The organism is Belliella calami, assembly GCF_022549695.1.
In the GTDB taxonomy this organism is placed as follows: domain Bacteria; phylum Bacteroidota; class Bacteroidia; order Cytophagales; family Cyclobacteriaceae; genus Belliella; species Belliella calami.
This window is the reverse complement of record NZ_JAKZGS010000004.1, coordinates 273729-297900: the sequence shown is the minus strand read 5'-3', so window position 1 is coordinate 297900 and position 24172 is coordinate 273729. Positions and strand designations below refer to the sequence as shown.

Genomic DNA, 24172 nt, shown 5'->3' with positions numbered 1-24172 from the left:
CTAGCGATTGTAAATGAAGAAAAAAAATCAAACGATTGGTGGGCCTCGATGCTCAAATCCAAAATCGGTATCAATATAAGAATTAATGGAAACTACAAAGGTATCCGCAGTTGTGTTTAAGGCTAAAACCTCCTGAAAATCAATTTGAAAATCAAACAGAAAGTATTCCGCATGGGCGATCAAATCGAGATAGAGAAGCTCCTCCTCAGTATGTCCATGATCTGGCAATTCCTGCTGCTCCTCTGTTAATAAAGGGTGCGCATGGGTAATTATTCGGCCATTATCAAGTTCGTGGGAGTGAAAAAAGAATACACCGTTGGCTAAAACACTTAGCAACAAAGCCAAACAAAAATGGCTAAACTGAGGCAATATTTTTCTAAACTGATCCAAGGTATATGCTAAACTTCAAACTGAATATTTGCAGTTAGGTTGCAAACTTATAAAAGAATCTTGAAATAATAAGCAAAGAATTACTTTTAGGTCAGGTTTATGCGGTTGGGTGGTATTAAACTGATCAAGAAAAACTATTATTTTGGATATATTTGAATGAGTTTTATTATTCCGTTAAAATTTAGAAAAATCATATTGATTTTAAGAATTATACATTTTTGAAATCGAGCTATGAAGTGTTAAAATTCATATATCAAACACCATTAGTTAGTTTAAATATTAAGGTATAATATGTTAAATTGATTTTAAAAAATATTGCCCATCCGATTTAAAAATATAATAATATTTGTCGTTAACAAATCCAACTGGGTTAATTGGATAATCTTTAATTTCTTTCGTTTTTAGAATCTTTCCTGAATTTGAATCTAATTCTTTTATTAAATATCCGTTTTCTAAATTTTGATAAACAAAATAAATGTTTTGACTAGAATTTACCGAAAAGTCAATAGCCCAAAGGTTTGTTAAATTCTTCTTTACTTCGACTGAAAGAGATAAAAAATCTCTAAATAATTCGATTTTTGTAGAAGCATCGTACAATTTTTTAGGAACAAAATCTTTTTCTAATTTAATAGAATTAATTTGAGAGCCATTTTCGTTGTAAACCTTAATCTCGGAATCTCCATTGAAATAGGAGTATATTAAGTTATTTGAGAATGAAATAAACCTTTGTTTCCCTGAAAAAAAATAAAAACCATTACTGAGAAATTTTGGGAATTCAGAAAAAGATATATTCGAATTATTTTTTATATCAAATATTGTCAAAGAATTTCCTTTTCTAAATTTATTTAAATATTCATATTCTAATGTAGAAGCTAAGTATTTTCCATTTGATAGTTCTAGAAAAACTGAAGAGCTAAAATCAAATACTTTTAGCTTATTTGTTTGCATGTTTACCAAACTTTTATCCTTACTTTTCAAATCTAAACTTTGTTTAGAAATGGCATATGGACTCAACAAAAGCAAATGAATATTCTTATCAGAAATATCAATTTGAAAGATTCCATTTCCAGGAAAATTATGCTCCATTTTCCTTTGGTTTAATAAAGTTCCATTCATATCATAAATATAGATTTCAGTTTCTCTTTTATCATGAATTACTATTTTATCTTCTTTAACAATACATTGAATATATTTCATCTCTATGTTTTGTATATTTTCTAATTTTATTGCCTGAGCATAAACATTTGTTATAAAAACAAAAGAAATAAATAAAACTAAACTAATTCTTGAATATTTCATAAGGTTCTTTTTTAACTATTTTTCCCCCATCTATGTCAAACAATATTATTTTTAACTCATTTTTCAGAAAAAAATCTGGGGGTATTTCACCTTTATAAGTATATGTTGAAATAGACTCGTTAATGTTTTTCAGAAATATCTTGGAAGTATTTTCATTTTTACTCGTTAAGATTAAAGCATCAATTGATCCATCAATATTTATTTTATAAACTGCATCATCAAGACAGTAAATACACCCATCTAATGAGAGTACTAAAACTTTAAATTCTTTATTTGAAACTAAACTATCTCCAATAATTTGTTTGATAAGCAAATAATCGTCATTAGATTTATAGCAACTAAATAGCAAGCTAACAGTTACTAATGTTGACAAGAGCTTTTTCATCATCTTTGTAAATTAAAAATGTCATAAAGAAGATAATCTTCTTCATATGTATTATTTCTCACATTGGCTTTCGAAATATATAATCCCTTTGGGCCAACAAACATAGAAGAATAAGTATAGACATTTTTATCAAGTATTGTTTCATCAATCATATTAAAACTGCTATCCAATGTAATTATTGATAACTGTTGATCAAAAAAAGCTTTATAATCAATATGAATTTTAGGGTCATACCTTGTAGAATTTAAAACTACTCGATAATATAAATTGCGATACTTATCATAAAGAATGCCTTTATAGTTTATACTTTCTATTGTTTTTTTTATCCTTTCCTGTTGTTCAGGTTTTTGAGTAAATGGTAAAACTTTTTTGTGGGAAACACCTTTTGCAATAAAGCTTTCAACCTCTCCACTAATTGATTTAACATAAATACTATCGCTTAAAGACCAAGAATATACTAATAAATCGTTCTCCCCTAATGTTCTAAATAACAATGTACTATAAATACTCCAAATCTTGCCATGATAAAACTGAGGATATTTAATTCCTCCTTCAGAAATTGTGCTGTCTTTTAAATCATAAATAATTTCAAAATCAAATTCATTATTTATGTTTTCTGCACTTTCAACATCAAAAAGAGGGTATTGAATAAAACTTAACTTACTATTATTTAGAATTACTGGATTTAAAGTTGATGAAACATGATTGATGATTTTCGGTTCCTGGTTTCTAAAATCCTGAATTACCAAATTTTCAATTTTATTTGAGTCCATACCAACTATTAAACTTTTGTGTAAAAGACTATTAGGAAAAACAAGAATAGAATCATAATTAATTATGTAAAAACCTTGCAAGGTAGTTAATGACTTAGGCCCATTTTTTTGAAATTCTATCCTAGTTCTAAATTTTTCCCCACTTAAATCAAAAACATCAATACTATTGTTAATTACATTTCCTGCAAAAAGCAAAGTGTCAAATTCATTTTCATAAATTTGGATGTAGGACAATGAATAATTACCATATTCAGGAAGCTTTGTTCTTAATGAATCAACCTTAATAAGATTGTTGGTATACTCTTGAAAATTATTTGTAGTACATGAAACCAATATTATACTTAAAAAAAATAATAAAATTTTACTTTTCATATGTTTGAAATTTGTCTTTTAATTATAACAATGAATCTAGAATGGCAATTAATCATCCCATTATGTCATGTATCTGATATACTTCATTTCATTTATCAATTTTGTACCTTTACTAAGTTGAATTTCTATATAGAATCACTCAGGGAAGATAATTCAAATTTGACATGGCCGATTTCATATAATAAAACTTAACCAGAGGACGATTAATCCACTGGTTGTTAAAATTACCAAGACCAAACTTGACGAGCGCAGTCAGTATAAGCTCCCATACAGGCACCTTCATCAACAGTGGTAGAATAAACTGTTATTGTACCGGTCCCTTCATCTATAGAGTAATCTGCTTCAGATTGACCATTCGCTATGGATATAAATTGAATACACCCAAAAACAAGAATTGTTTTAACACATAAAATTCTCAAAATTAAATTTTTCATGACTTTTAGTTTATAATTTTTTAATTAGTAACCATAACTTACACGACGAGTACAATCTCCCGCGCTACCAGCACATGCATAATCATCAACGTAAGTTGAAACCACATATATATCTCCAGATCCTGCATCAATAAATGTATCTCCAGCTTGGGTTATACTAATCGATGCAATTAAAAATGCACAAATTGCCATTACCATTTTTATCTTTTTCATCTTTATTAAAATTAGAAGTTTTAAAATTTATTTAACTCACCCGACCTAAAAATTCCTGCGCAGTTATCTTTGTATTGATCTGATTATCAATAATAACAAATCATTAGTACATTTTCCAAACTTTAAACTATTTTCTTTTTTTTTGCAAAAGTCATAACTATCTGATATTCAATGATTTTATTTTATGTTAAAAAAAACACTTTGTTCAATCTTAAACTCAACAGTCTTATAAACTCCTCATCTTCATCAACATCACTATCGGATTATCCTCTGCATGGATCAATCCCAAACCTTCTACTTCTATTTCTTTTTTGCCATTGAGGCTATAACTTGGGAGTACAATATCTACCAAGTATCCTTTGTGCATTACTTCATGTTTTATTGTGAAAAAGTAGGAACTTAGAAATACTTTCTCGGGAAAAGGACTGAGATCGTTGAGTATAGACTTGGTATGAATAACCTTGTTTCTTTCTTTGAAATCTAGATATTGATGGAGTCCATTGCTCCCATTTTCTTTGAAATAGTAGGAGAAGGCCAACAAACTTGGATCTTGAATATTTAAAACAGGGAATGATGCTTTCCCTTCTGTTTGCTGTGCCAAGTATTCCATTTGTCTTTCAATAGACTCAAAACTGATCGAATGATCTATCCCAAAGGACCCAAAATCAATCGACATCACAGGATTGGCTTCTTTATTTATCAATTGATAAAATGTATTGTCATATACCAAAGAAATAAAAAGATCTCCATTTTTATTTTCAGTTAAGCTTTCAGTAAACGGTGAAAATCCTGAACCTTTTGTTTCAATAGTCTTTGGAAATATGGAAGAAAGTTGATTGTTTTCGTCTCTAACAATTATGGCCGCATTGGTTGCTTCACCATCAATATTATTTTCTATTTGTTGTGTGGAAAAATAATACAATTCCCCATCCCTTCTCCATGAATTCGACCATGGTGTATTAAAAGGACTAGTATCCAACAATGTGAAGTCTGGCATTGAATAAGTCAATCTTCTTGATTTTTCTCCCATCATTTCAATCACCTCAATGGTGGATTCATCATCTGAGATAAACACAGGACCAAGGTTTCTATACTGATCAGGTCCATCTCCCAATTTAAGTAGTTTGGTCACAAACTGCCCTTCAATATCAAAAATCAATACTGCCTTTTGAAATTTATCTACCGCATAGATGAATCTATCTTTGATAATGATTTCTCTCGTTCCTGCCAAAATCGACTCTTCTTTTGTTTCTAGCTTTATGAATTTAACTTCCTCCACAAACTCAGATAAAAGGGTAGATTCCAAGGCCTCAGTAGGGTTGATTGAAATGATTTTTTGATCACTCTGATCCTTAGAACTACATGAGAAAAACAGTAGAAATAAAGCAAAGACTAAATATAGACAATAGAAAAACCTCATATTAACTAAAGAACATTGAGAGCCTAATTTATAAAAAAATGTTTACTTAAATAATATTTAAATAGCCATAGCTTAGTAATGTATCTGAATTAAATATCGAATTAGCACTTTCAACGGTAGTTGAAAACAAACTATTCAAATACCTAAAAAGTAGTTTTGGCAAAAAAAGAAAGAATTTGGGTTTATTTTTAATCATATAAAATAAATCTCTAATCACATTTCAATCCTCACTTCCAAGACAAATAATTATCCCTAATTTTGCCTTGTGATAAATTTCAACTATAGACCCGAAAGCTACTTCAATGGTACAGGGCCAAACACTTTGATTTGCAAGCTTAGCTATCCCGAAAGTCAGTGGGGTGAGGAAATAAGCATTTATGCCAATATTTTGGATGGAGAATATTACTTTGAAGCGGTGGATTTCTATGGCAATGAAATCAACCTAAACCCTGAAAAATGCAATCAACCACTTACTTTACAAGAGTTGATATTTATGATCGAAACAATGGATGTTGATCCAAAATCAGCGCAAGGCAATATTGAATTAACACTTTCTGGAATACCTGTAGCCGAAAGCATGCTCTACAATCACCTAGAAGCATATTTTGCAGAGAAAAGAAAAACTTTCGGGATGATCTAAAAATCCAGAATAGTCTCATAGGCTTTTGAAAGTACATGATTGGTCTTGAACCAATACTCATAAGTTTCAAAAGAAAGACAGTCCTGTAACTCCACACCATGAAGGTTTACTTTCTTCAATCCATCAGTCGGCAACCAGCTTCTCAAGTCATTTGCCTGATCTATGGTTAACTGTGACAACTGTACAATCTTTTGGCCTTCGATCTCTATAGGTATCAATTTATTCATAACTGGCTTATTTTAAGCTCAAATCAACTCAAAAAAAATTACTAATTGATTAAAACCAAATTACGATTGTGTTAACTTTCGGCGAAATCTGCCTATGACCAACCTCTTCATCGTTGTCGTTTTTCTCCTTGTAGGTATCGCTTTACAGTTTGTAAAACAAGTCCCTACAAGCACCGCCCAGTATTTGAATAAATACCTGATCTATGTGGTGTTGCCGATTCTTGCGTTGAAATACATCCCCGAGATCGACTTGGAGCTATCACTGCTCTTGCCCATTTCGAGTGCGTGGATAAGTTTTGGCTTGTCTTGGGTGCTCTTTGGGACATTGGGAAGAAAATTCAACTGGAAAAAATCTGTCACCGGATGCTTGATCATCACCGCGGGCTTAGCAAACACATCTTTTGTGGGATTTCCGATAGTCAAGGCTCTTTTTGGTGAGGAAGCTCTAAAAATCGCCCTGCTAATAGATCAGGCAGGATCTTTTATCATCGTCAGTAGCATCGCTATCATCGTAGCTTCTATCTATTCTGAAGAGAAAAAAAGAAAACGAGATATCACCAAGAAAATCTTGACTTTTCCTCCCTTTATTTTCTTTATTCTAGCATTTGTTTTGAATTTTTCAAATATCCAGTTTACCGGAAACATTGCAATACTATTTGATCTTATTGCCAAAACCCTGACCCCAATTGCCCTGATTGCAGTTGGCTTGCAAGTCAAGATAAATATGGATGCAATACGTTCTAAATATCTATGGCTTGGACTTGGCTACAAACTCCTATTGATTCCTGCAGTGATCTTTTTGCTATTTGGATTTGCTTTTCGCTTGGAAGATTTTGTATTCAAAGTCACCGTGATCGAAACAGCCATGGCTCCCATGATCACAGGATCCATTATCGCTATTTCCCATGATTTGGAGCCCAAGCTAGCCTCTCTTTTGGTTGGATTGGGGATTCCTTTATCCTTCTTCACTATTGGCTTTTGGTATTGGGTTGTTGGGTGATTTGGAGTTGGTCTGTGCGGACACAAACCACGGGTATCGTTGGGTAGTGAGAAAATGAGTAAATTATGTAAATAGTGCTTTTTGTTTATTTCGCTTGGTTGGTGAAGACACCAACTAAGGAGTAGGATTGGTCGTTGGGGACACCAACCATGGACGGAAGCAAATATATTAGAGGCCGTCAACCTTTTAACTTTCCAACTTTTCCAACCTTAAAACAAGGGATTGTGTATTTGTCGGTGCGGACACCGACCAAGGATGGGGATTGAGGAAGGATTGGTTGGTGCGGACACCAACCAAGAGGAAGCTATTAGAGATCCTTAACCTTAAAACTTTTCAACCTTAAAACACACCTCCCCCTCTGTAAAACATTGCACACTAAGGAACTTTTGGTGAAACTTACTGCTGATTTTTGGTAGTGTCTGGTTTTGCTGCTGGTCTAGCTCTATTGCCCAATACTCCTTTGAGCACATTTTTGGCTTCTTCTACAGCTCTATCTTTGGTCTCTGTTACCTTTCTCTCTGCCTCTTTTTTGGCGCTATCTTGAAGTGCTTCTGATCTTGTTTTCAGTTCGCTTTTCAAACTATCCTCAGCTGCTTTGAATTGTTCCGTAGCTTTGGCTTGCAGGTTTTCCCTTTCAGAACTCACCCTTGATCTTAAGGCATTTGTCAATAAACTTTCAATGGAATTCTCTCCTGACAAACCAACTTTGGGACTATTGTAAGTACCGCCCAAATTGATAGATACAGGAATTAGTGTAGAACCTGTAGCCTCTGTTCCAGAAATCGTGGCCAACAAATTATTGGCTTGTGACCCAAACTTACCTGCAGGAATCTGCATATTGATCAAGTAATTGATCGATCCATCAAATCCTGTGCTTCCCTGTACCTTAGCTTGGTAATCCCACAATTTGAGATCCACGGGACTCAAATTCAACATCCCGTCTTGAATTACAATTGGGAGATTGAGATTACGGAATTGGATCGTATTGGTATCATTCAGTTTGGTCAAGCTCGTTACACCTTTCAGCAATGGGCTATCTTTGTACGCAGCTTCCAATACTCTCAGTATACCTTTCCCATCCAATGAGGCTAGGATTGGCATCATATCTTGGCCCAAAAGTCCAGAAAAATCCAATTTCGTAGAAAACTTCCCTGTCAAATGTTGTGCTACAGGGGCCAAAACTTTCACAGTATTCAAAGAGCTGAATGCTTCCGCAATACTCAGATCAATGACATTGAAGTTGAAGTCAAATTTCGGTGCTGTCAGATCTCTAGGATCGTATGTGCCATTCATGACCACTTGTCCACCCATCGTCGCCATAGAAGCTTCCCTAAAGCTCAACACTCCCTCTCTCAAAGTCATATTGCCTTTCACTTGCTTCAAGTTCAAATTGTCGTACAAAACCTCATTTGCAGAAACAGCCATTGTAAAATCAATATTCTTGGGCAATTCTATGACGGTCAATTCAGAATCTTCAGCTTCTCCAGATTCAACCATCCATTGATTCACATTGAATTTCGATGATTCTAATGAAAGCTGTCCTTTTAAGGTTTCGTTTTCTTTAAGGAAGTAATTCATATAATTTGACAGAAATCCTGAAGCTTGTAGAGGACTTTCACCTACTCTTGCATCAAACTTTGTCAGATTGATTCTTTCTGGTGTAAAGTCCGCCTTTGCATCATTGATTCTGATTCCCTGCGGTAGATCAGTAGAAGTATAGAAGAACTTCTGGATAGACATATCACCCCTTGTATCTAGCTTGTTAAACCTTCCTTCCTCCACATCTTTGTATGATCCCTTGGAATTAAGATCAGCTACCACTTTTCCTTCCATGATGGTATTCTCGATTGGGAAAATAGCCATCATTTTACCAACATCAATTGTTCCCTTCACAGCACCGTCCCAATTCATTTGTTCAAAATCTTGGATTTTTATATTTCCACTGATAGCCTCATCTTCGAGTTCAAAACCAAAGTTGCTGAGATCTACCAAGAAATCTTTCATATTTCCACTTGTATTGATGATGCTTGCATTGACGTTGAGCTTATCAATAGGAGCGGGATATTCTGAGCTTTTCACATATCCATTTGTCAAAAGCATCTTCGCGTTGATATTTGGGATGATATTTTTCACAGAATCATACCTTCCTTTTGCAGAAGCATTGACATCCAAAATCCCCTTTAAGGTCATTCCTTCTATTGGAAAAATCGAAGTCAATTCCTCTAAATTCAATTTACCAACCAAATTTCCATCGATATCGTATGTTACCAAATTTTCCAAAAGTAATCTTCCTGATATTGGATTACTTCCAAAATCCATATTGAATTTTGAAATATTGACTTTAGTAAAATCAAGATTGTCGCTGGTATTTGCAGCATTCATATCGATATTGATATTGCTGACAGGTCTAGGAAGATCCGGATATTGAAACATACCATCTGCTACGTTCAAGGAAATATCAAATGCAGGAAAACTATTTTCATTGTAAATCCCCTTCATAAAACCTTTGAAATCCATCGTTCCCGAAGTCTTCAGACCTTTGAAACTATCGGTATAAATCCCCGGCACCAATGAAAGGATGCTTTTGAAGGTATTGTCTTTTCCTTCAAACTGTAAGTCCATCTCTATATCATCTGCTGGTAATGCTACAAAGCCAAAAAGATCAAAAACGAAATCATTCAGTGCAAAGTCTCCATCTGCAAAAGCAAATTTCATATTTTCCATATCCACATCAACTGTGGTATTTCCTTTGAAAACTTTGTTTTTGAGGTAATTTGTTCCTTCGTAACTGACATCAGCTATGAGCATCTCGAGCTTCACAGGCAGCTGATAGACATCTGCTGTAAAATTCCCCTTCCCTTCCATCTGCATATTTCCCAATGCCATGAAATAATCCAGCTGTCTATCGTCATAAATGAAGTTCAGATTATTGATTTCTATCAAATCGATACCAATCTCAAAAGTGCTTTCAGATTCGGCTACTTCTTCTGAAGGGAAAGTAATATCATAATTGGCTTGTCCATCTTCCAATACTTTCACATAAACTGCACCGCCATCGAGGTGAATTCCTGACAATGAAGGAGTATCAGCAAAAAGAACAGATCTGAGGTTAAAATCCACCTGCAATTGGTCCACATGAACCAAAGTGTCATTTTGAAACGGTGGGTTGCCACTGATTCCAAACTCACGAAGTGTAACACTTACATCTGGAAATCGCTTGAAAATACTCAGGCTAATATTATTGAAGTCATAATGTACTTGTGCATTGACAGACTGGGCAATTTCCTTGTCAATTCTTTCAAGTATTTTATCCTTAAAAATAAATGGTACAGCGATCAAGGCTGTCAATAAAAATGCAAAAACCGCCAATATGATAATTACTGTCTTTTTCATGTGCTCTTACTTTTGTTCACTAATTATTAGTTATACGCAACTCTGCAAAAATCAAAGGTTCGAATAAGCAAAAAGAACAGCTTTTGGCTTATTTCTCCCAAATCTTACGGAGTTCATTCCAAAATTCATCATGAATCAATGTATTTGTTGCAATTATTTCCCTGCCAAACACATAGTCATTTCCATTTTTGAAATCTGTAACTTTTCCTCCAGCCTCTTGTACAATCAAAGATCCTGCCGCTACATCATAAGAATTCAGGTTATACTCAAAATATCCGTCCATCCTTCCACATGCCACATAGCATAAGTCTGCAGCTGCACTACCGAGCCTTCTCAGGCCGTGGGTTTTCTGCATCATCACCCTCATAATGCCCAAATATTCATCAATTTGGGAAAATGCACTGTAGGGAAATCCAGTCGCCAATAGACTCTGGGAGAGCGTCTTTGCTTTACTTACATGAATAGGTGTATCATTACAAAATGCTCCATGACCTTTTAGCGCATAAAAGCACTCATGCATATTCACCTCATATACCACACCCAAAATAATCTCTTTATCTTTTTGAAGGCCTATACTTACACAAAAAATAGGAATCCCATGAATGAAATTCGTGGTACCATCCAAAGGATCAATGATCCAGGTATATTCTCTATTTTCCTCTTCCTTCGTTCCTTCTTCGGTGATAAAACCAGCTTCAGGCAATACTTTAGAAAGGTTTTCGACAATTATCTTTTCAGCTTCTTTATCCACATACGAGACCAAATCATTGAGCCCTTTTTCTTCTACCTTTTTAAGATCAAAATGTTGACGCTCCTTTCGAATAAAAGCACCGGCCTTTTTTGCAATATCTTTGGTTTGATCCAATACTTGATTTAAGTCAATCATAGATTTTCGTTAGTTATGTTGATTGGTTTGGTATTAAATTAAAGATATTTATGAAAATTGGATACTTGTAGATATTATGCGGGGATACCTGTAGAAACTGATAGCCGATTACCTAAATTCTGATAATTACAATATCTTAATTTCAATAAAATACCCAAGAATATCATTGCTATTTCCCCTGCACCACGATTACGATCTCGCCTTTGATAGTGTTCTCTTCATAATAGGCAATAAGCTCTGCAAGTGTGCCTCTGACATTTTCTTCATAGATTTTTGTCAGTTCTCTTGATACACAGGCCATACGCTCAGGTCCAAATGCCTCAGAAAACTGAACCAATGATTTCATCAAGCGATGAGGGGATTCATAAAAGATCATTGTTCTTTCTTCTTCCATCAAACTTTCAATCCTAGTTTTTCTTCCCTTTTTGTGTGGAAGAAATCCTTCAAAAGTAAACCTGTCGTTTGGCAGTCCAGAATTTACCAATGCCGGAACAAATGCAGTAGGACCAGGAAGACAATTGACTTCCAAGCCTGCATCTCGAGCCGCTCTGACCAAAAGAAAACCAGGATCAGAAATAGCAGGTGTTCCTGCATCACTACACATGGCCATGACTTCTCCTCTTTCCATCCGCTCTATCAATTTCTCAACTGTCTTGTGTTCATTGAAGATATGATAGCTTTGAAGTGGCCTTTGTATTTCAAGGTGTTTTAAGAGCCTTCCTGTGGTTCTTGTGTCTTCAGCTAGTATGACATCCACAGACTTGAGAATGTCAATAGCGCGAAGTGTTATATCCCTCAAATTACCAATGGGAGTTGGGATGAGGTAAAGATGAATATGTTTGTCGTCTGACATTTCAAATTTTATCAATAGCTGCCGCTAGTTTCCTGTCTTTTTCGGTCACTATATTCCCTTCGTCATGGGTAGTGAGCTCAATTGTCACAGTATTGTAAACATTGCTCCAATTGGGGTGGTGACCATGAGATTCTGCCAAAAATGCTACTCTCGTCATAAAAGCAAAAGCCTCCTGAAAATCACCAAATTTAAAATCTTTTACCAATTTAGTATTTTCCTCTTTCCACATGATTTTAACTATTTAAAGTGCAATTACACCTTCGATTTTCGAAGCGCGCTCATATACATCCAAAACGGCGTCACTCGAAGCCATCATCGCACGGATGGTTACACTTACATATTTTCCCTGACTTGAGTTCTTAAGTTCCATATCATTATTAGGCAACAATGCAGCCACTTCATGTTCTTGTCCTGTCAAGACAATAAACTTGAACATATATAACGCAGGAAAAGTCATTTGAGCTTCAAGCTTTTCCTTGAAGGCTTCTTTGTCGAATGTTTTGTCCATATGATTACGAATTTAAGAGAATAACATGATTGAAAAAAATGTGAAGTAGATTAAGAATATATAAATGGCCAACAAATACCGGTAGATAGCGGAAATTCATGCAAAGAGATGAGGTGTGAGATGCGAGATGCGAGACAAAAGATTCAAGACACGTTGTGAGACTTAATGCTTGACAAAGAAATGAGAATATGCCCTGAAAGGGCAAATGACACTAACGTTGGGTTTCAACCCAATGCAATGGTAAATGTCTGATTCACTTTTGCCCTGAAGGGGCAATTGAATACCTGAAGAGAATAAAGAGAAATCAATAAAAAAAATGTCAATCATTTTCAGGAAGTGACACAAAAATGCAATCAACTACGAAATATCTTTATTGGGTTATCGGTGAAATGGGATGATGCAAAAAATATACACCAAATTTGCCCAGAAAAAATAAACAAAAAACCCGTGAAATTACTTCCACGGGTTTTAATAGCTTTCAAAGAAATGTTTCTTAGAAAAACTTATATCTGAAATCTTTCACATCAGCCAAATCTTCCAAAGCCATCATGATCATATATGCTGTTCTCTGGGAATTGTTTTGGGTAATTTGATTTTGATAGCTATTGTAATCTGCTATTTCCGAAGCAGGTGTAATTGAATTCAATTTGGCAACAATAACACCTACATCTTCATGGATTGGTTTTGTCATTTCGCCAGCGTTTTGAAGGCCGAAAATCGCACCGATTGCCTTTGGAGCAAAACCTACTCCTGGCAATACACTAGATGATAAATTCAAATCAGGAGAATTCCCTAAAGATGCAGCGTCAGGAAATGCATTTTTGATTTCGTCTAAAGTTGTAAGCCCTTTGATCTTTTCTACAATCTTAGCACCTTTCTTTTCGTTTCTCACTTGAACGGTTGCTTGCGCTCTAGCCTGTTCAAGCGTAGCGTTACCTTCTTCATATTTTGCTTTCAAATTCGCAACCACATAACTGTTGTCTAATTCAAACACTTGAGAAACACTTCCTTCAGAGGCATCATTGAATGCCCATCTGATCACTTCTCTTGCGTTTGCTTGGTTGTTCAAGTTTCTTGCAAATGCATCAACACCATTTGCCTGAACAATTCTGTAACCTTCTGCTTCAGCGTTTGCTTTGAATTCATTCGAGTTACCTGTATTCGCTGCAAACGAATCTGCTTTTCTAAAAGCATCATTTCTCGTCACGTCACTTGGACCCAACTCCAACTCGATCGCAGCGATTTTGTAAGTCTCTGTTTTTGGCAGCTCTGTGACATTGATGATATGGTAACCATATTCGGTTTCAACCAAATTGCTGATCAAGCCAGTTGATTTTGTAGCAAAAGATACTTCTGCAAATTCTGCAACAAAATCTTCCTTTGCAAACCAACCCAAATCTCCGCCTCTTTGTGCAGTTCCATCTTGGCCATATTGCGATGCTGCTGTAGCAAAATTCAAACCCTCTTGAATGTCTTTCAACACTGCCTCAGCATTTAACCTTACCTCAGCTTTCGCATCATCTTCCAAACCATTTGTACCAAAAAGGATGTGGCTAGCTCTCATTCGCGGAGTTCCATCAAATTTGGATGACACTTTGTATGAAACATATGTAGATCTTGAAGTGATAAACGGCCCATAAGTTTGACCTACCTCGATGTTATCTACATTAGTCGTCAAAGATTCTGGTAAATTTTCACCTGGCAAATACGTTCTAAATGGATTATCACCTTCAGAGTTTCTCATGGCAAAAACAGAATCCGTTTCTGTTGCTCTCAGCTCACCTGTCAATTTTGTGATTTCAGAGATTACTGCAGCTGAATCTTCACCACTTGGTTGCATTTCGAATACTACATATTCGATATCTGCTGCATTAGAAACCTTAAATTTCTCTTGATGCTTGCTGATATAAGATTTAAGATCAGAATCAGTAACTTCTACGTCAGTATCAGGAATTGAGTAAAAAGGAATAAATACATGATCGACATCAGCAATTGAATTAGCCATTTTATGTTGTAGCTTACCTTCTGCTTTTGTAGCATAGTCAGAGGTTGCCAACAAGTTGTCATATTTGATTCTCAACCTTGCATCTGCAAAAAGCTTTTCTTGCTGTGCCCAAAAAGCTCTTTGCTCAGGACCTGCGTCTTCTAGGCTTTGTAGAAAAGTAATCAATTGTGTTCTGTCGAATTCTCCAGTTTGAGGATTTACCAATTGTTGTCTAAGTTCGGCTACAATGTTTTGTCCCTGAACCATGTCCACCAATTCTTCGTCAGAAACCGTGAGACCCAACTCTTCATATTGATTTTTGAAGACTTTCTCAACGATTAGTGCTTGCCAAGCTTGCTCACGCAAACTGTACATCTCACCTTCAGATGGAGTTCTTCCTGTATTTTGCTGAAAAGCGCGTTTTACCTCTTCAATTTTACGAACGTACTCTTCATAAGAAATACTTTCACCCGCAATCTCACCTACCTTATTTGAATTGCCACCCAATAGGGTTGAATTAGGGCTCAATATATCTCCCCCAACGAGGAAAAATATCAAACCTACTGCAATTACACCGATTGCAAGACCTGTTCTCTGTCTGATTTTTTTAATTAATGCCATTCTTCTGGTTTTTTGAAGTGCCGCAAAATAATTACATCTAAAGCTAAATTCAAAATATATTTGCTATCAATAAATTACTTCTTGGAATTTGTTGCGGAATTCACTTTGATTTTCAAAGTATCTATGCGGTGGTCCTGCTTGGCCACTACGGTAAAGGTAAATGCCCCATACGTGACAGATTCGCCTTTATTGGGAATATTTTCTGCTAAAGAAATCACTAATCCAGAGAGTGTTTCGAACTCTCCGTAGGGTAATTCCCATTGATATTTATCATTCAAATAATCTATCTCATGTCGGGCACTCATCAGGTATTCATGGTCAGAAATCTTCTGCTCTACCAGATCATCATTGTCATATTCATCTTGGATCTCCCCAAAAATCTCCTCAATGATGTCTTCCATCGACACTATACCACTTGTACCACCAAATTCGTCTACTACCAATGCCAAGCTTTTTCGTTCTTGGATAAATTGCACCAATAATTCATTTGCAAGTGCTGATTCTGGCACTATTATTATCGGTGTGAGTATATCTTCTATCGTTTTTGGCTTTTTGAAAAGCTCCAATTGATGGCAATAGCCAATCACATCATCTATGGTTTCTCTGTAAACGATGATTTTTGAGTGTCCACTTTCTGCAAAGACTTCCTTCAAGTCTGCAATACTTTCATCTATTTCTACAGCAGTGATATCTGTCCTTGGCACCATACACTCCCTTACCCTGATAGTTTTGAACTCTACTGCGTTATCAAAAATCTTGGAATCGACTTCAACTTTCACATCTTCACCAACATGATGTAGGTTGTTTTGAATAAAACTGTTCAAATCTGTCACTTTGAACACCGGCTTATCTTCACTGTATTCCAATCGAAGCACATGAATAATGAAAAACCTTGATAAACCAACTACAAACCAAACCACGGGATACATGATAAAATAAATTATCAAAAATGGTACAGAAAGTCCCGCAAGTAAACTATTTGGATTGAGCATAAAGATACTCTTCGGAATAAATTCCGCGGTGATCAAGACAAGAATCGTAGAAAGAACTGTCTGAATCAACATTATAGTAGCCTGATTATCAACACCCCAACCCTTGATCCAAGGCTCTAGCAAACTTGCCATAAAAATACCATACAGCACAAGCGCAATTGTATTTCCTATCAAAGTAGTTCCAATAAATTGCCCAGGTTTTTTGACAAAACCTGAAAGGATCTTTCCGGAGAGAATCCCCTGTTTGTTTTGAAGCTCTATTTGGAGTTTATTTGCAGAAATAAAGGCAATTTCAACTCCCGAAAAAAGGGCTGAAAAAATCAGCGTGATCAATACATAAGTCAAATACTGATATTCCATTATTTCTTTTTCCTTGCTTTTACAGCTTTCTGTTGATTTTCTTTTTCTTTATCTTCAAATATAGCCTCGTTTTTTCGGTATCTATACCAAAACAACAAAACTACTGCAAACATGAAGACCGGATAAGACATCGTTAATCCTATTGTGATAGTCAAATGTGTCCCAATGATCACCAAAGCAGCTGACAAAGATAAAAGAATAATATCTAGCAATTTCATCTGTCTGTAATAGTTTTTTTGGTTTATGGATATAAGGAACTTTCCCAGTAACTAAAGAAAAGCCTGATTTAGCTTAGATCCGATATAAATTGATTTTGATACTCATATATGTTGAACATAAGCAAGCAATCGACTATGGAATTAAAGCTACTGGCAAAGAAGCGTATAATCATATTTTGGTTTTTTGAAATCTTAGAATTGTTTTCATAGCACTAAATATCTTTTCCATCAAATTGGATTCTGAACACTAGTTTTTTTCACCTGGGATAATAGTTCTACTATCTATAACAGACATGATTTCATATTCACTAAATGATTCATCCGCCACCATTCCAGTACCTTTTATCAGCCTTTGTGGGTCTTGTATGGTTACAAACTTATCTGTATAGATTTTTTTGGTGGTGGGATTCCAAAATAGTTCTTCGGAGGCTAATTTTTGTTGCTTTTCCATATTCTCCACCTGCACGTCACCTTCCCCTCTATAAATATCATCTTTCCTGATGTAATAACCTCTGTCTGCCTTGATTGTAGTAGTCAAATCACCCTCATCATCGTAAAAGAATATCTCAATCCCTTCAGGAAATTCATTGTCTCCATTCGAAAATTCAAGTTGCTTCTTAGCTTTAAGGTTGATTTTGATCCTAGTACTATCAGAATGAAAAAGATCAATATCATAGCCGATTCCTGTAGGACCCAAATAAGATTCCAAGAAACTCGTATCGACTTCCTCTTTGCAAGAACTGAATCCAGCTATAAAAAGAAATAAAATAAGTATCCAAACTCTTGACATGTCACAAATATACACAAAGCATACAAACAGAAAAAAGGCGGTTCTCGAACCGCCTTTTTTGAATATAATTTTATTGACTATTAATCTCTAGTAGCCAAAGTTACAGTTTCACCAATCCAACAGCCAGTATTGATCGATTCACCTGCTTGCTTACCTTCAGTAAACAATTCTTCTTTGGATGGGAATCTTGATTTGGCTTGTGCCATACCTGATGAGTCTCCAGCTTTTTGATATGCATTGTATGCGGCTATATAGATAGAATAATCTTTCGCTCTACTTTCTCCACCTCTACAGTCATTTGAAGAACTCATGTACAGCTGTGCAATCATAGTCCAAGCATCTTTTGATTTCTCTGGATCAAGCTTGGCAGCCTCAAGAGCAGCGCTTCTAGCAGCACTTTTCTTTCCTGATTGTGCATGGACTTTTGCCAAGTCCATTTGAACTTCTGCTCTTTGCTTATCATTTTCAGCAAGAGTCAACGCTTTTTCCAAAATTGGAAGAGCTTTATCATACTCTCTACTTTGGATATATTTCATCCCTCTTACTTGAGATGTAGCAAATGTTGGGTTTTTGGAATCTACTATTTCCAAAGCCATGGTAAATGCCTCTGTGCTCAAACATTTATATTGTACTGAATACTTGAAGATTTGATTTGCCAAGGCTTCATTGGTCATATCAGCCTTAAGCTTAGTTCCGAGTGTATTTTCAATGAAATCACAATCGATCAATTCCATTGCTACAATTAATTGATCTCTGGTATTATACGCTACAGATCCATTTAAACCATCAGCTTCTGCTTTTTCAACAAAAGCAGAGATTTCATCATATTTATTAACAATTTCCTCTTTAGAATATGCTTTGTTGTAAGCATAATTTCTGTAAACTATATCATAATAAGCTTGTAACAATTGTGCAGAAGCGAAATTACCATTTACTTCAATGACTCTTTCAAAAGCCTCAATTGCAACAGGTATTTTAGCTTTATCGTCCTTATAATTAAGATACGCGTAATAAGCCATATTTTCTACCCATTTTGGTTCGTTGTCGTATTTATCTTTTCTTAGGTCATATACTGTCAAAACTGAATCTTTATATATGCTTTTTTTAGCATCATCTGTAGTCGCTGCAGCAGCACTATGATAAACTTTTACTCCATTGATATACAGAGACTCATTAAGATCAGGCACATTTACCAAAAGCCAATTTAAGGGTTTAGTAGCTTCTACAAATTGCTCTGAATTCATATAATCTACATAAGCAGCATTATACTCTCTAGCCTTTGCTTCCAACTCAGCATCAGAAGGCCAATTGAAAACTTGTGCTTGGGCTAATCCCGCCACCATGAAGGCCACTATTCCAGTCAATACAAATTTAAGTTTCATAGGTGTTTTGTTTATTCAAATGATCGTTTATAAAACCACGAGTTATCGTTGAGAGAGAAGCCTAAACTAAAGTTTACATAATTCTCTCTTATTAGTCCATTATTCGTCGAACCTCTCGTTCCGACTTTGATGGCGACATTAACCATAGACAGGGAGTTTACAGGAATCGAACCTCCAAAATTGATGCCAAGATCTGTCACTTGTGTTTGGTTAACTATATATGGCGTTTGTTGATATTCCAAGCCCATTCTATAAGTTGACCTTTTAAACATATTATCTTGAGAACTAATGTCTGGAGTAATCTGACCTCCAAGTGCTAGTTTAAAACTGTCTCCTAGATCTCCAGTTTCTCCAGTAAAAGACCTGTATTTGCTAAAATCTTGAAACTGTGCTTCTAGTCCAACAACAAATTTATTGATTTTTTCGAAAGTAACGCCATAACCATGTCTATCTGGTAGAAAAATATTTCCTCGGTCATTATCATTGATGATATCACCTGGCCTATCAGGGTTACTCGCATCACCGAAATCAGCTACTTTGGCAAACTGCTTGCCGTTAATATTTCCAAATTTGTGATACATTGCCCCAAGGTGGATATTGCTTCTCGCCCCAGCCTTGAAGAAATAATGGATACCACCCTTCACAGCGACATCTGCTACAGAAAAACGCTCGTAATATTCAGATGTTACCCCTTGTGAATTGCCAGTGGTATCTATCAACGACAATTGATTGGTACGGATGGTAGAACCAAACAAATAAGATCCATGCAATCCAATACTAAGGTTTTTGGCAAGCAAAATCCCAGTAGAAAGATATGCCTCTGTGATTCCGCCATCACCTTCGACCCTATTAAAGGAAGTAAGGTCAGTATTTGCAACTTCACCACTTGCCAAAATGCTATAATTCACAGAACTGATTTGATTCAATCCCATCCCAAAAGTGACCTTACCAGGCTTAAAAGGAAGTGATAATGCCAAATAGGACAAGCCTCCACCGTCTAAACTCTCACTTTGTGAACTAGTAGCAGCATTCACAGAACGGTAATTCATAGCTGCCTGAAAGTTGAAGACTGTGTTTCTGGTTGACAAGGCTGGATTGACATTGTTCACAGCCCAACCTGTCCCATAACTAATCCCCAAACCACCCATGGCTTGGTTATGTGTAAGGCCGTTGAAATTGAATTCTCCAAGTCCCAGTGCACTGTATGTAGAAGCACTCGATTGGGAAAAAGATTCTGAAAGTATGAAAAAGGCTCCTATGGCGCCTATAAATCGCAGTCTATTTTTTATTGACATTGTAAGTTAATATTCTATTCAATCCATACAGGACCAAATTGGGGATTACAAATATGTAGTCTTTTGTTAAGGTTTCAAAGAATTTTGAGTCTCCTCCACAAATAATGACCTTTAAATCTTGATGTTGTTGTTGATATGTTGCTATAAACCCTTCAATTTCGAAGCGTATTCCGTGATAAACGCCACTTTGGAGTCCAGAAATGGTTTTGTCGCCAATTAGATTTATTTTTTCATTTTCTTTGATTGCTGCCAAAGGAAGTCTCGCTGTCTGTTGATGCATAGCCTTGAAGCGCATGTTCATCCCTGGAGAGATAGATCCTCCCAAATATTCATCTTTGGAAGTCAGAAAATCATAAGTTATACAACTTCCCAAATCTATCGACAACAATGATCCAGAGCCAAACAAAGCCCTAGCTCCAATCACTGCTGCTTTTCTGTCCACACCCAATGTATCTGGAGAAGCATACTTATTTGAAATCGGTACTGGTGTATGAACTGTAAGGAAAACAAACTCAAAGTCCAAAACTGCAGCAAGCTCTTCTTCTGTATATTTTACAGAACTGATTAGGCAATGTTCAAAATCCAAACTTTTCACATCAGCTATCAACTCTTCCAAATAGATAAAGGCTTTTTCAGAAATAACATTCTCCGCCTCAAACAAGGCAGACTTAATTCTAGTATTCCCTATATCAATAATCAGATTTTTCAAATAAATTTAACTTGATGGTTTAAATTTCAACTCTTTTCAAAAACTATCCATCGGCTAAATTAGTCATTTTCAATCTAGCACTGATTTGAAAAGATTTTTTTTAACTTTATCCTCAATTATTTAACAAAAATTAACCCAATAACATGTCTCAACAATACCAATTGATAGGCTTAATGTCTGGAACTTCCGGTGATGGATTGGATATTGCCTATTGTCAATTCACAAAATCTACCGAATGGAAGTTTGAAATTTTGGAAGCAGAGACAATTCCATTTCCCGAAAAACTCGAAAAAGAGCTTCTCAATGCCCATTTGCTATCAAGTTTAGAATTGAATCTTTTGGATGTGGAATTTGGCAGATGGATGGGAGAGGTGACCAAAAATTTTGTTCACCAACATCAGCTTGAAGTAAAGGCTATTGCTTCACATGGCCATACAGTCTTTCATCAGCCACAAAAAGGCCTCAGTCGCCAGATTGGAAATGGTTGGGCGATGCATGTTGCTTCGGGAATACCAGTAATCAACGATTTTAGGATGCTGGATGTGCAGCTTGGTGGACAAGGTGCTCCACTTGTCCCTATTGGTGATAAGCTTTTGTTCCAGGATTTTGATTATTGTATCAATCTGGGAGGAATCGCCAACATCAGCATGGAAGAAGGCGATCAAATGAAAGCTTTTGACATTTGTCCCTTCAATCTCCTACTAAATCATTATGCAAAGACCTTGAAGATGCCTTTTGATAAAGGTGGAAATATAGCCAGATCCGGAAAAATTGTTTCAGAGATTTTGAAGAAACTAAACGATCATCCTTATTATCATGTCAAAGGTGCAAAATCTTTAGGAAGAGAAGATTTGGATGGTTTTTTTGAAATATTGGAAGCTAATGATGCAATTGAAACAAATGACAAATTGAGAACAATCATTGCGCATGCTGTCCATCAGATAAAATTGGTAATCCCAAATTCGAAAGGAAAACTACTGCTTACAGGCGGTGGTGCTTTCAATACTTTTTTTGTAGAAGAATTGAAACATGAACTAGGCACCGAGATCTTAATTCCTGAATCAGACCCAGATTTGATCAATTTCAAAGAAGCAATGGTTTTTGCATTTTTGGGGGTGCTGAGGTTACGAAATGAGAACAATTGCCTAGCATCTGTCACAGGTGCAAGTAGGGACAGTTCCGGAGGGATGGTTTTTGGCTTAGCTTAAGAGCCTAGTTTAAGAAAGGGGTATAATTAAAGTGTTTTTTTGAACTTGTTTTAGTTCACTCCAAAATGCAAAAAGAATCTGCGTCATCTGTGTGCCACTATATTTAATAGAACGCAGATAAAACAGGTTCAGCAAATAGTCACTGATTGATAAAATCAAAAATTTCTTAAATTTTATTTAACTTTTCTACTGCTCAAAAGGAGTTGACGAAAAATATAAAGAAAGGAATAAAAACGTTGTTAAGGAAATGTTCTAAAAATTCAAAATAAACCAAGGCGTTAATTATCAGACCATTTGCTAGGTGAATTTTTTATAAAAAAAGCAACTAATTATTTTGATATATATATATATTATTAGTTTCAAAAAAATTATTTTAAACATAACCAAAAACAATTATGAAAAAAACAATCGTAATTACCGTTTTTGCCTTTATTGGCTCACTTAGTATAACTCATGCAGGATGCCATGGGCAGTACTTATATTCAGATAGTGCAGAAACCTCTGCAAGTATCGAATCAGATGCAAATTCAAATTGTTGTCAAGGGGATACAATTTGGATTGAAGATATGGATACTGGTCATTTCTATCCTCATGAAGTTGCACTGAATGGATCTAATGCTACATGTTAAATTTTCTTTAACCTTAAAAGCTATGTGATAGGATTACACAAAATCTTAGTCACATAGCTACTTCTTAACAATGAAAAAAATATTTTTCTTTTGCATAATCATTGGGTCATGTAATCCAAAGTCCAATAATACTCTTGAAGAACTAATTGTAGAAAAGACTATCCTTAATCTAGACTTTGGAAATGATATTTATGATGCAAATCCAAGTTTCTATGGATTAAACAATAATTACGAGTTGTTGGTATATGATCGAAATCAAGCTGAATTACAACTTTTCGAGATAAATTCCAATAAGAAAATTAAAATTAATTTAGAGTTTTCTGGGCCAAATTCAATTGATAAAAATATTTTTTCACTATATAAAGAAAAAGAAAATTTACATATTTGCTCTGGAAATAGTGTTGTCATTGCAGATATCGATGGAAAAAAATTAAAAGAAGTATTTTATCACGAAATTCTAGAAAAATTAAAGCTGCAAAATCATTTATATTCTCTAAGTATTATTCCAAAATCTAATTGGAATGTTGAAACCAACGATTTATTTCTTTGGTTAAAAGCCTTTAATTCACATGAATCAAAGTTTAAAATATATAATGAGTTTATTGAAATTCTTCGGTATAATGTTATTTCTGATTCAAGTGAGATTTTAAAATTAAAAGTTCCTGAAAATTTAATTCAAGAATCTAACCAAGGATATTATCAAGGAATAATACCTCATATTTCAGTAAAAAATAACACTATAGTGTATGCATTTCCTAATTTTGATGATGTATTCATTTATAATCAGGAGACAAAAGAAATAATTAATCATAAAATAACACCAAAATCCTTTAAACAATCCCCTCCTACTAATTATGAAAACTATGGCAAAACAGGTGAGATCGTAGGAGAGGTTTACACAAGAATTCTCGACATAGCATTTGATTATGAAAATAGATTAATTTATAGATTGCATAGTCAAATACAAGATGGGAAACTCATAGGACATAGAAAATTGACTATTTTGAATTTACAAGGTGAACATAAAGAAGTTGACCTGACCGAAGAATCAGGAGTGCGTTTACAAACAAGTAATGGTAAGTTATATATCATTCAGCGAGATATTCCAGATGAAAATTCTTTACGACTAAATCAGTATGAAATAAAATTAGATTAAACTTAAACTATTTTCAACGCTTTTTAATCACCTAA

25 protein-coding genes are annotated in these 24172 nt (G+C 35.1%); 5 read left to right on the top strand and 20 right to left on the bottom strand.

Annotated features, from left to right (window positions below; all coding sequences use genetic code 11):
* Window positions 1-27: 27 nt before the first annotated feature.
* From MM236_RS07950 to MM236_RS07920, 7 genes are all read right to left on the bottom strand, one after another.
* Window positions 28-390 carry a DUF8478 family putative metalloprotein gene (locus MM236_RS07950; protein ID WP_241274429.1) on the bottom strand — a complete coding sequence of 121 codons (363 nt, stop codon included), beginning with the start codon at window positions 388-390 and terminating at the stop codon, window positions 28-30.
* Between the two features lie 294 nt (window positions 391-684).
* A complete protein-coding gene (locus tag MM236_RS07945) occupies window positions 685-1689 on the bottom strand; it encodes a hypothetical protein (protein WP_241274428.1) in 1005 nt (334 codons plus the stop codon).
* Window positions 1670-2077: a hypothetical protein gene (locus MM236_RS07940; RefSeq protein ID WP_241274427.1), complete on the bottom strand. Its 408-nt coding sequence runs from the start codon at window positions 2075-2077 to the stop codon at window positions 1670-1672. Before MM236_RS07940 ends, MM236_RS07945 begins: the two co-directional genes overlap by 20 nt.
* The gene (locus MM236_RS07935) at window positions 2074-3219 is read right to left on the bottom strand and encodes a DUF4221 family protein (protein WP_241274426.1); all 1146 of its coding nucleotides are present in this window, start codon (window positions 3217-3219) and stop codon (window positions 2074-2076) included. The genes MM236_RS07940 and MM236_RS07935 overlap by 4 nt, the downstream gene beginning before the upstream one ends.
* Before the next feature lie 224 nt (window positions 3220-3443).
* Window positions 3444-3653 carry a hypothetical protein gene (locus MM236_RS07930; RefSeq protein WP_241274425.1) on the bottom strand — a complete coding sequence of 70 codons (210 nt, stop codon included), beginning with the start codon at window positions 3651-3653 and terminating at the stop codon, window positions 3444-3446.
* Window positions 3654-3677: 24 nt separating this feature from the next.
* Entirely contained in the window at window positions 3678-3866 is a 189-nt protein-coding gene (locus tag MM236_RS07925; protein WP_241274424.1) for a hypothetical protein, read from the bottom strand.
* Window positions 3867-4092: 226 nt separating this feature from the next.
* The gene (locus MM236_RS07920) at window positions 4093-5286 is read right to left on the bottom strand and encodes a DUF4934 domain-containing protein (RefSeq protein WP_255742350.1); all 1194 of its coding nucleotides are present in this window, start codon (window positions 5284-5286) and stop codon (window positions 4093-4095) included.
* Between the two features lie 265 nt (window positions 5287-5551).
* Here MM236_RS07920 and MM236_RS07915 point away from each other — a divergent pair, with 265 nt between their 5' ends.
* Window positions 5552-5926, top strand: a complete 375-nt coding sequence (locus MM236_RS07915; protein ID WP_241274422.1) for a UDP-glucuronosyltransferase — start codon at window positions 5552-5554, stop codon at window positions 5924-5926.
* On the opposite strand, the gene MM236_RS07910 is transcribed toward MM236_RS07915, so the two are convergent.
* Window positions 5923-6153 carry a hypothetical protein gene (locus MM236_RS07910; protein WP_241274421.1) on the bottom strand — a complete coding sequence of 77 codons (231 nt, stop codon included), beginning with the start codon at window positions 6151-6153 and terminating at the stop codon, window positions 5923-5925. The two genes, MM236_RS07915 and MM236_RS07910, sit on opposite strands and share 4 nt — an antisense overlap.
* A 94-nt stretch (window positions 6154-6247) precedes the next feature.
* Between MM236_RS07910 and MM236_RS07905 the strand changes: the two genes are divergently transcribed.
* Window positions 6248-7153, top strand: a complete 906-nt coding sequence (locus tag MM236_RS07905) for an AEC family transporter (RefSeq protein WP_241274420.1) — start codon at window positions 6248-6250, stop codon at window positions 7151-7153.
* Between the two features lie 396 nt (window positions 7154-7549).
* On the opposite strand, the gene MM236_RS07900 is transcribed toward MM236_RS07905, so the two are convergent.
* The 12 genes from MM236_RS07900 to MM236_RS07845 all read right to left on the bottom strand — a co-directional run bounded on the left by MM236_RS07900 (window position 7550) and on the right by MM236_RS07845 (window position 21144).
* The gene (locus MM236_RS07900) at window positions 7550-10546 is read right to left on the bottom strand and encodes an AsmA family protein (protein ID WP_241274419.1); all 2997 of its coding nucleotides are present in this window, start codon (window positions 10544-10546) and stop codon (window positions 7550-7552) included.
* A gap of 88 nt (window positions 10547-10634) precedes the next feature.
* Window positions 10635-11432, bottom strand: a complete 798-nt coding sequence (locus MM236_RS07895; RefSeq protein WP_241274418.1) for an inositol monophosphatase family protein — start codon at window positions 11430-11432, stop codon at window positions 10635-10637.
* Window positions 11433-11601: 169 nt separating this feature from the next.
* The gene (gene rsmI, locus MM236_RS07890) at window positions 11602-12285 is read right to left on the bottom strand and encodes a 16S rRNA (cytidine(1402)-2'-O)-methyltransferase (RefSeq protein ID WP_241274417.1); all 684 of its coding nucleotides are present in this window, start codon (window positions 12283-12285) and stop codon (window positions 11602-11604) included.
* Between the two features lies 1 nt (window position 12286).
* A complete protein-coding gene (locus MM236_RS07885) occupies window positions 12287-12514 on the bottom strand; it encodes a 4a-hydroxytetrahydrobiopterin dehydratase (RefSeq protein WP_241274416.1) in 228 nt (75 codons plus the stop codon).
* A gap of 12 nt (window positions 12515-12526) precedes the next feature.
* A complete protein-coding gene (locus MM236_RS07880) occupies window positions 12527-12793 on the bottom strand; it encodes a DUF493 domain-containing protein (protein ID WP_241274415.1) in 267 nt (88 codons plus the stop codon).
* Window positions 12794-13286: 493 nt separating this feature from the next.
* Window positions 13287-15398, bottom strand: a complete 2112-nt coding sequence (locus tag MM236_RS07875; protein ID WP_241274414.1) for a peptidylprolyl isomerase — start codon at window positions 15396-15398, stop codon at window positions 13287-13289.
* A 74-nt stretch (window positions 15399-15472) separates the two neighbouring features.
* Entirely contained in the window at window positions 15473-16750 is a 1278-nt protein-coding gene (locus tag MM236_RS07870; protein ID WP_241274413.1) for a hemolysin family protein, read from the bottom strand.
* The gene (locus MM236_RS07865; RefSeq protein ID WP_241274412.1) at window positions 16750-16968 is read right to left on the bottom strand and encodes a hypothetical protein; all 219 of its coding nucleotides are present in this window, start codon (window positions 16966-16968) and stop codon (window positions 16750-16752) included. Before MM236_RS07865 ends, MM236_RS07870 begins: the two co-directional genes overlap by 1 nt.
* A 247-nt stretch (window positions 16969-17215) precedes the next feature.
* Window positions 17216-17758, bottom strand: a complete 543-nt coding sequence (gene lptC, locus MM236_RS07860) for an LPS export ABC transporter periplasmic protein LptC (RefSeq protein WP_241274411.1) — start codon at window positions 17756-17758, stop codon at window positions 17216-17218.
* An 80-nt stretch (window positions 17759-17838) separates the two neighbouring features.
* Window positions 17839-19140 (bottom strand): tetratricopeptide repeat protein, encoded by a 1302-nt coding sequence (locus MM236_RS07855; protein WP_241274410.1) that lies wholly within the window; start codon window positions 19138-19140, stop codon window positions 17839-17841.
* An 11-nt stretch (window positions 19141-19151) separates the two neighbouring features.
* The gene (bamG, locus tag MM236_RS07850) at window positions 19152-20435 is read right to left on the bottom strand and encodes a BamG family beta-barrel-assembly machinery protein (RefSeq protein ID WP_241274409.1); all 1284 of its coding nucleotides are present in this window, start codon (window positions 20433-20435) and stop codon (window positions 19152-19154) included.
* Window positions 20419-21144, bottom strand: coding sequence for a type III pantothenate kinase (locus MM236_RS07845; protein ID WP_241274408.1), 726 nt, complete (start codon window positions 21142-21144; stop codon window positions 20419-20421). The genes bamG and MM236_RS07845 overlap by 17 nt, the downstream gene beginning before the upstream one ends.
* 143 nt (window positions 21145-21287) lie before the next feature.
* Between MM236_RS07845 and MM236_RS07840 the strand changes: the two genes are divergently transcribed.
* The 3 genes from MM236_RS07840 to MM236_RS07830 all read left to right on the top strand — a co-directional run bounded on the left by MM236_RS07840 (window position 21288) and on the right by MM236_RS07830 (window position 24137).
* Window positions 21288-22352, top strand: a complete 1065-nt coding sequence (locus MM236_RS07840; RefSeq protein ID WP_241274407.1) for an anhydro-N-acetylmuramic acid kinase — start codon at window positions 21288-21290, stop codon at window positions 22350-22352.
* Between the two features lie 395 nt (window positions 22353-22747).
* Window positions 22748-22981 carry a hypothetical protein gene (locus MM236_RS07835; protein ID WP_241274406.1) on the top strand — a complete coding sequence of 78 codons (234 nt, stop codon included), beginning with the start codon at window positions 22748-22750 and terminating at the stop codon, window positions 22979-22981.
* 70 nt (window positions 22982-23051) lie between these two features.
* Window positions 23052-24137 (top strand): hypothetical protein, encoded by a 1086-nt coding sequence (locus MM236_RS07830; RefSeq protein WP_241274405.1) that lies wholly within the window; start codon window positions 23052-23054, stop codon window positions 24135-24137.
* Window positions 24138-24172: the final 35 nt, after the last annotated feature.

Coding starts and splice junctions, on each gene's coding strand:
- MM236_RS07945 (WP_241274428.1), bottom strand. CDS start 1,689: ATGAAATATTCAAGAATTAGTTTAGTTTTATTTATTTCTTTTGTTTTT.
- MM236_RS07940 (WP_241274427.1), bottom strand. CDS start 2,077: ATGATGAAAAAGCTCTTGTCAACATTAGTAACTGTTAGCTTGCTATTT.
- MM236_RS07935 (WP_241274426.1), bottom strand. CDS start 3,219: ATGAAAAGTAAAATTTTATTATTTTTTTTAAGTATAATATTGGTTTCA.
- MM236_RS07930 (WP_241274425.1), bottom strand. CDS start 3,653: ATGAAAAATTTAATTTTGAGAATTTTATGTGTTAAAACAATTCTTGTT.
- MM236_RS07925 (WP_241274424.1), bottom strand. CDS start 3,866: ATGAAAAAGATAAAAATGGTAATGGCAATTTGTGCATTTTTAATTGCA.
- MM236_RS07920 (WP_255742350.1), bottom strand. CDS start 5,286: ATGAGGTTTTTCTATTGTCTATATTTAGTCTTTGCTTTATTTCTACTG.
- MM236_RS07910 (WP_241274421.1), bottom strand. CDS start 6,153: ATGAATAAATTGATACCTATAGAGATCGAAGGCCAAAAGATTGTACAG.
- MM236_RS07905 (WP_241274420.1), top strand. CDS start 6,248: ATGACCAACCTCTTCATCGTTGTCGTTTTTCTCCTTGTAGGTATCGCT.
- MM236_RS07900 (WP_241274419.1), bottom strand. CDS start 10,546: ATGAAAAAGACAGTAATTATCATATTGGCGGTTTTTGCATTTTTATTG.
- MM236_RS07895 (WP_241274418.1), bottom strand. CDS start 11,432: ATGATTGACTTAAATCAAGTATTGGATCAAACCAAAGATATTGCAAAA.
- rsmI (WP_241274417.1), bottom strand. CDS start 12,285: ATGTCAGACGACAAACATATTCATCTTTACCTCATCCCAACTCCCATT.
- MM236_RS07885 (WP_241274416.1), bottom strand. CDS start 12,514: ATGTGGAAAGAGGAAAATACTAAATTGGTAAAAGATTTTAAATTTGGT.
- MM236_RS07880 (WP_241274415.1), bottom strand. CDS start 12,793: ATGGACAAAACATTCGACAAAGAAGCCTTCAAGGAAAAGCTTGAAGCT.
- MM236_RS07875 (WP_241274414.1), bottom strand. CDS start 15,398: ATGGCATTAATTAAAAAAATCAGACAGAGAACAGGTCTTGCAATCGGT.
- MM236_RS07870 (WP_241274413.1), bottom strand. CDS start 16,750: ATGGAATATCAGTATTTGACTTATGTATTGATCACGCTGATTTTTTCA.
- MM236_RS07865 (WP_241274412.1), bottom strand. CDS start 16,968: ATGAAATTGCTAGATATTATTCTTTTATCTTTGTCAGCTGCTTTGGTG.
- lptC (WP_241274411.1), bottom strand. CDS start 17,758: ATGTCAAGAGTTTGGATACTTATTTTATTTCTTTTTATAGCTGGATTC.
- MM236_RS07855 (WP_241274410.1), bottom strand. CDS start 19,140: ATGAAACTTAAATTTGTATTGACTGGAATAGTGGCCTTCATGGTGGCG.
- bamG (WP_241274409.1), bottom strand. CDS start 20,435: ATGTCAATAAAAAATAGACTGCGATTTATAGGCGCCATAGGAGCCTTT.
- MM236_RS07840 (WP_241274407.1), top strand. CDS start 21,288: ATGTCTCAACAATACCAATTGATAGGCTTAATGTCTGGAACTTCCGGT.
- MM236_RS07835 (WP_241274406.1), top strand. CDS start 22,748: ATGAAAAAAACAATCGTAATTACCGTTTTTGCCTTTATTGGCTCACTT.
- MM236_RS07830 (WP_241274405.1), top strand. CDS start 23,052: ATGAAAAAAATATTTTTCTTTTGCATAATCATTGGGTCATGTAATCCA.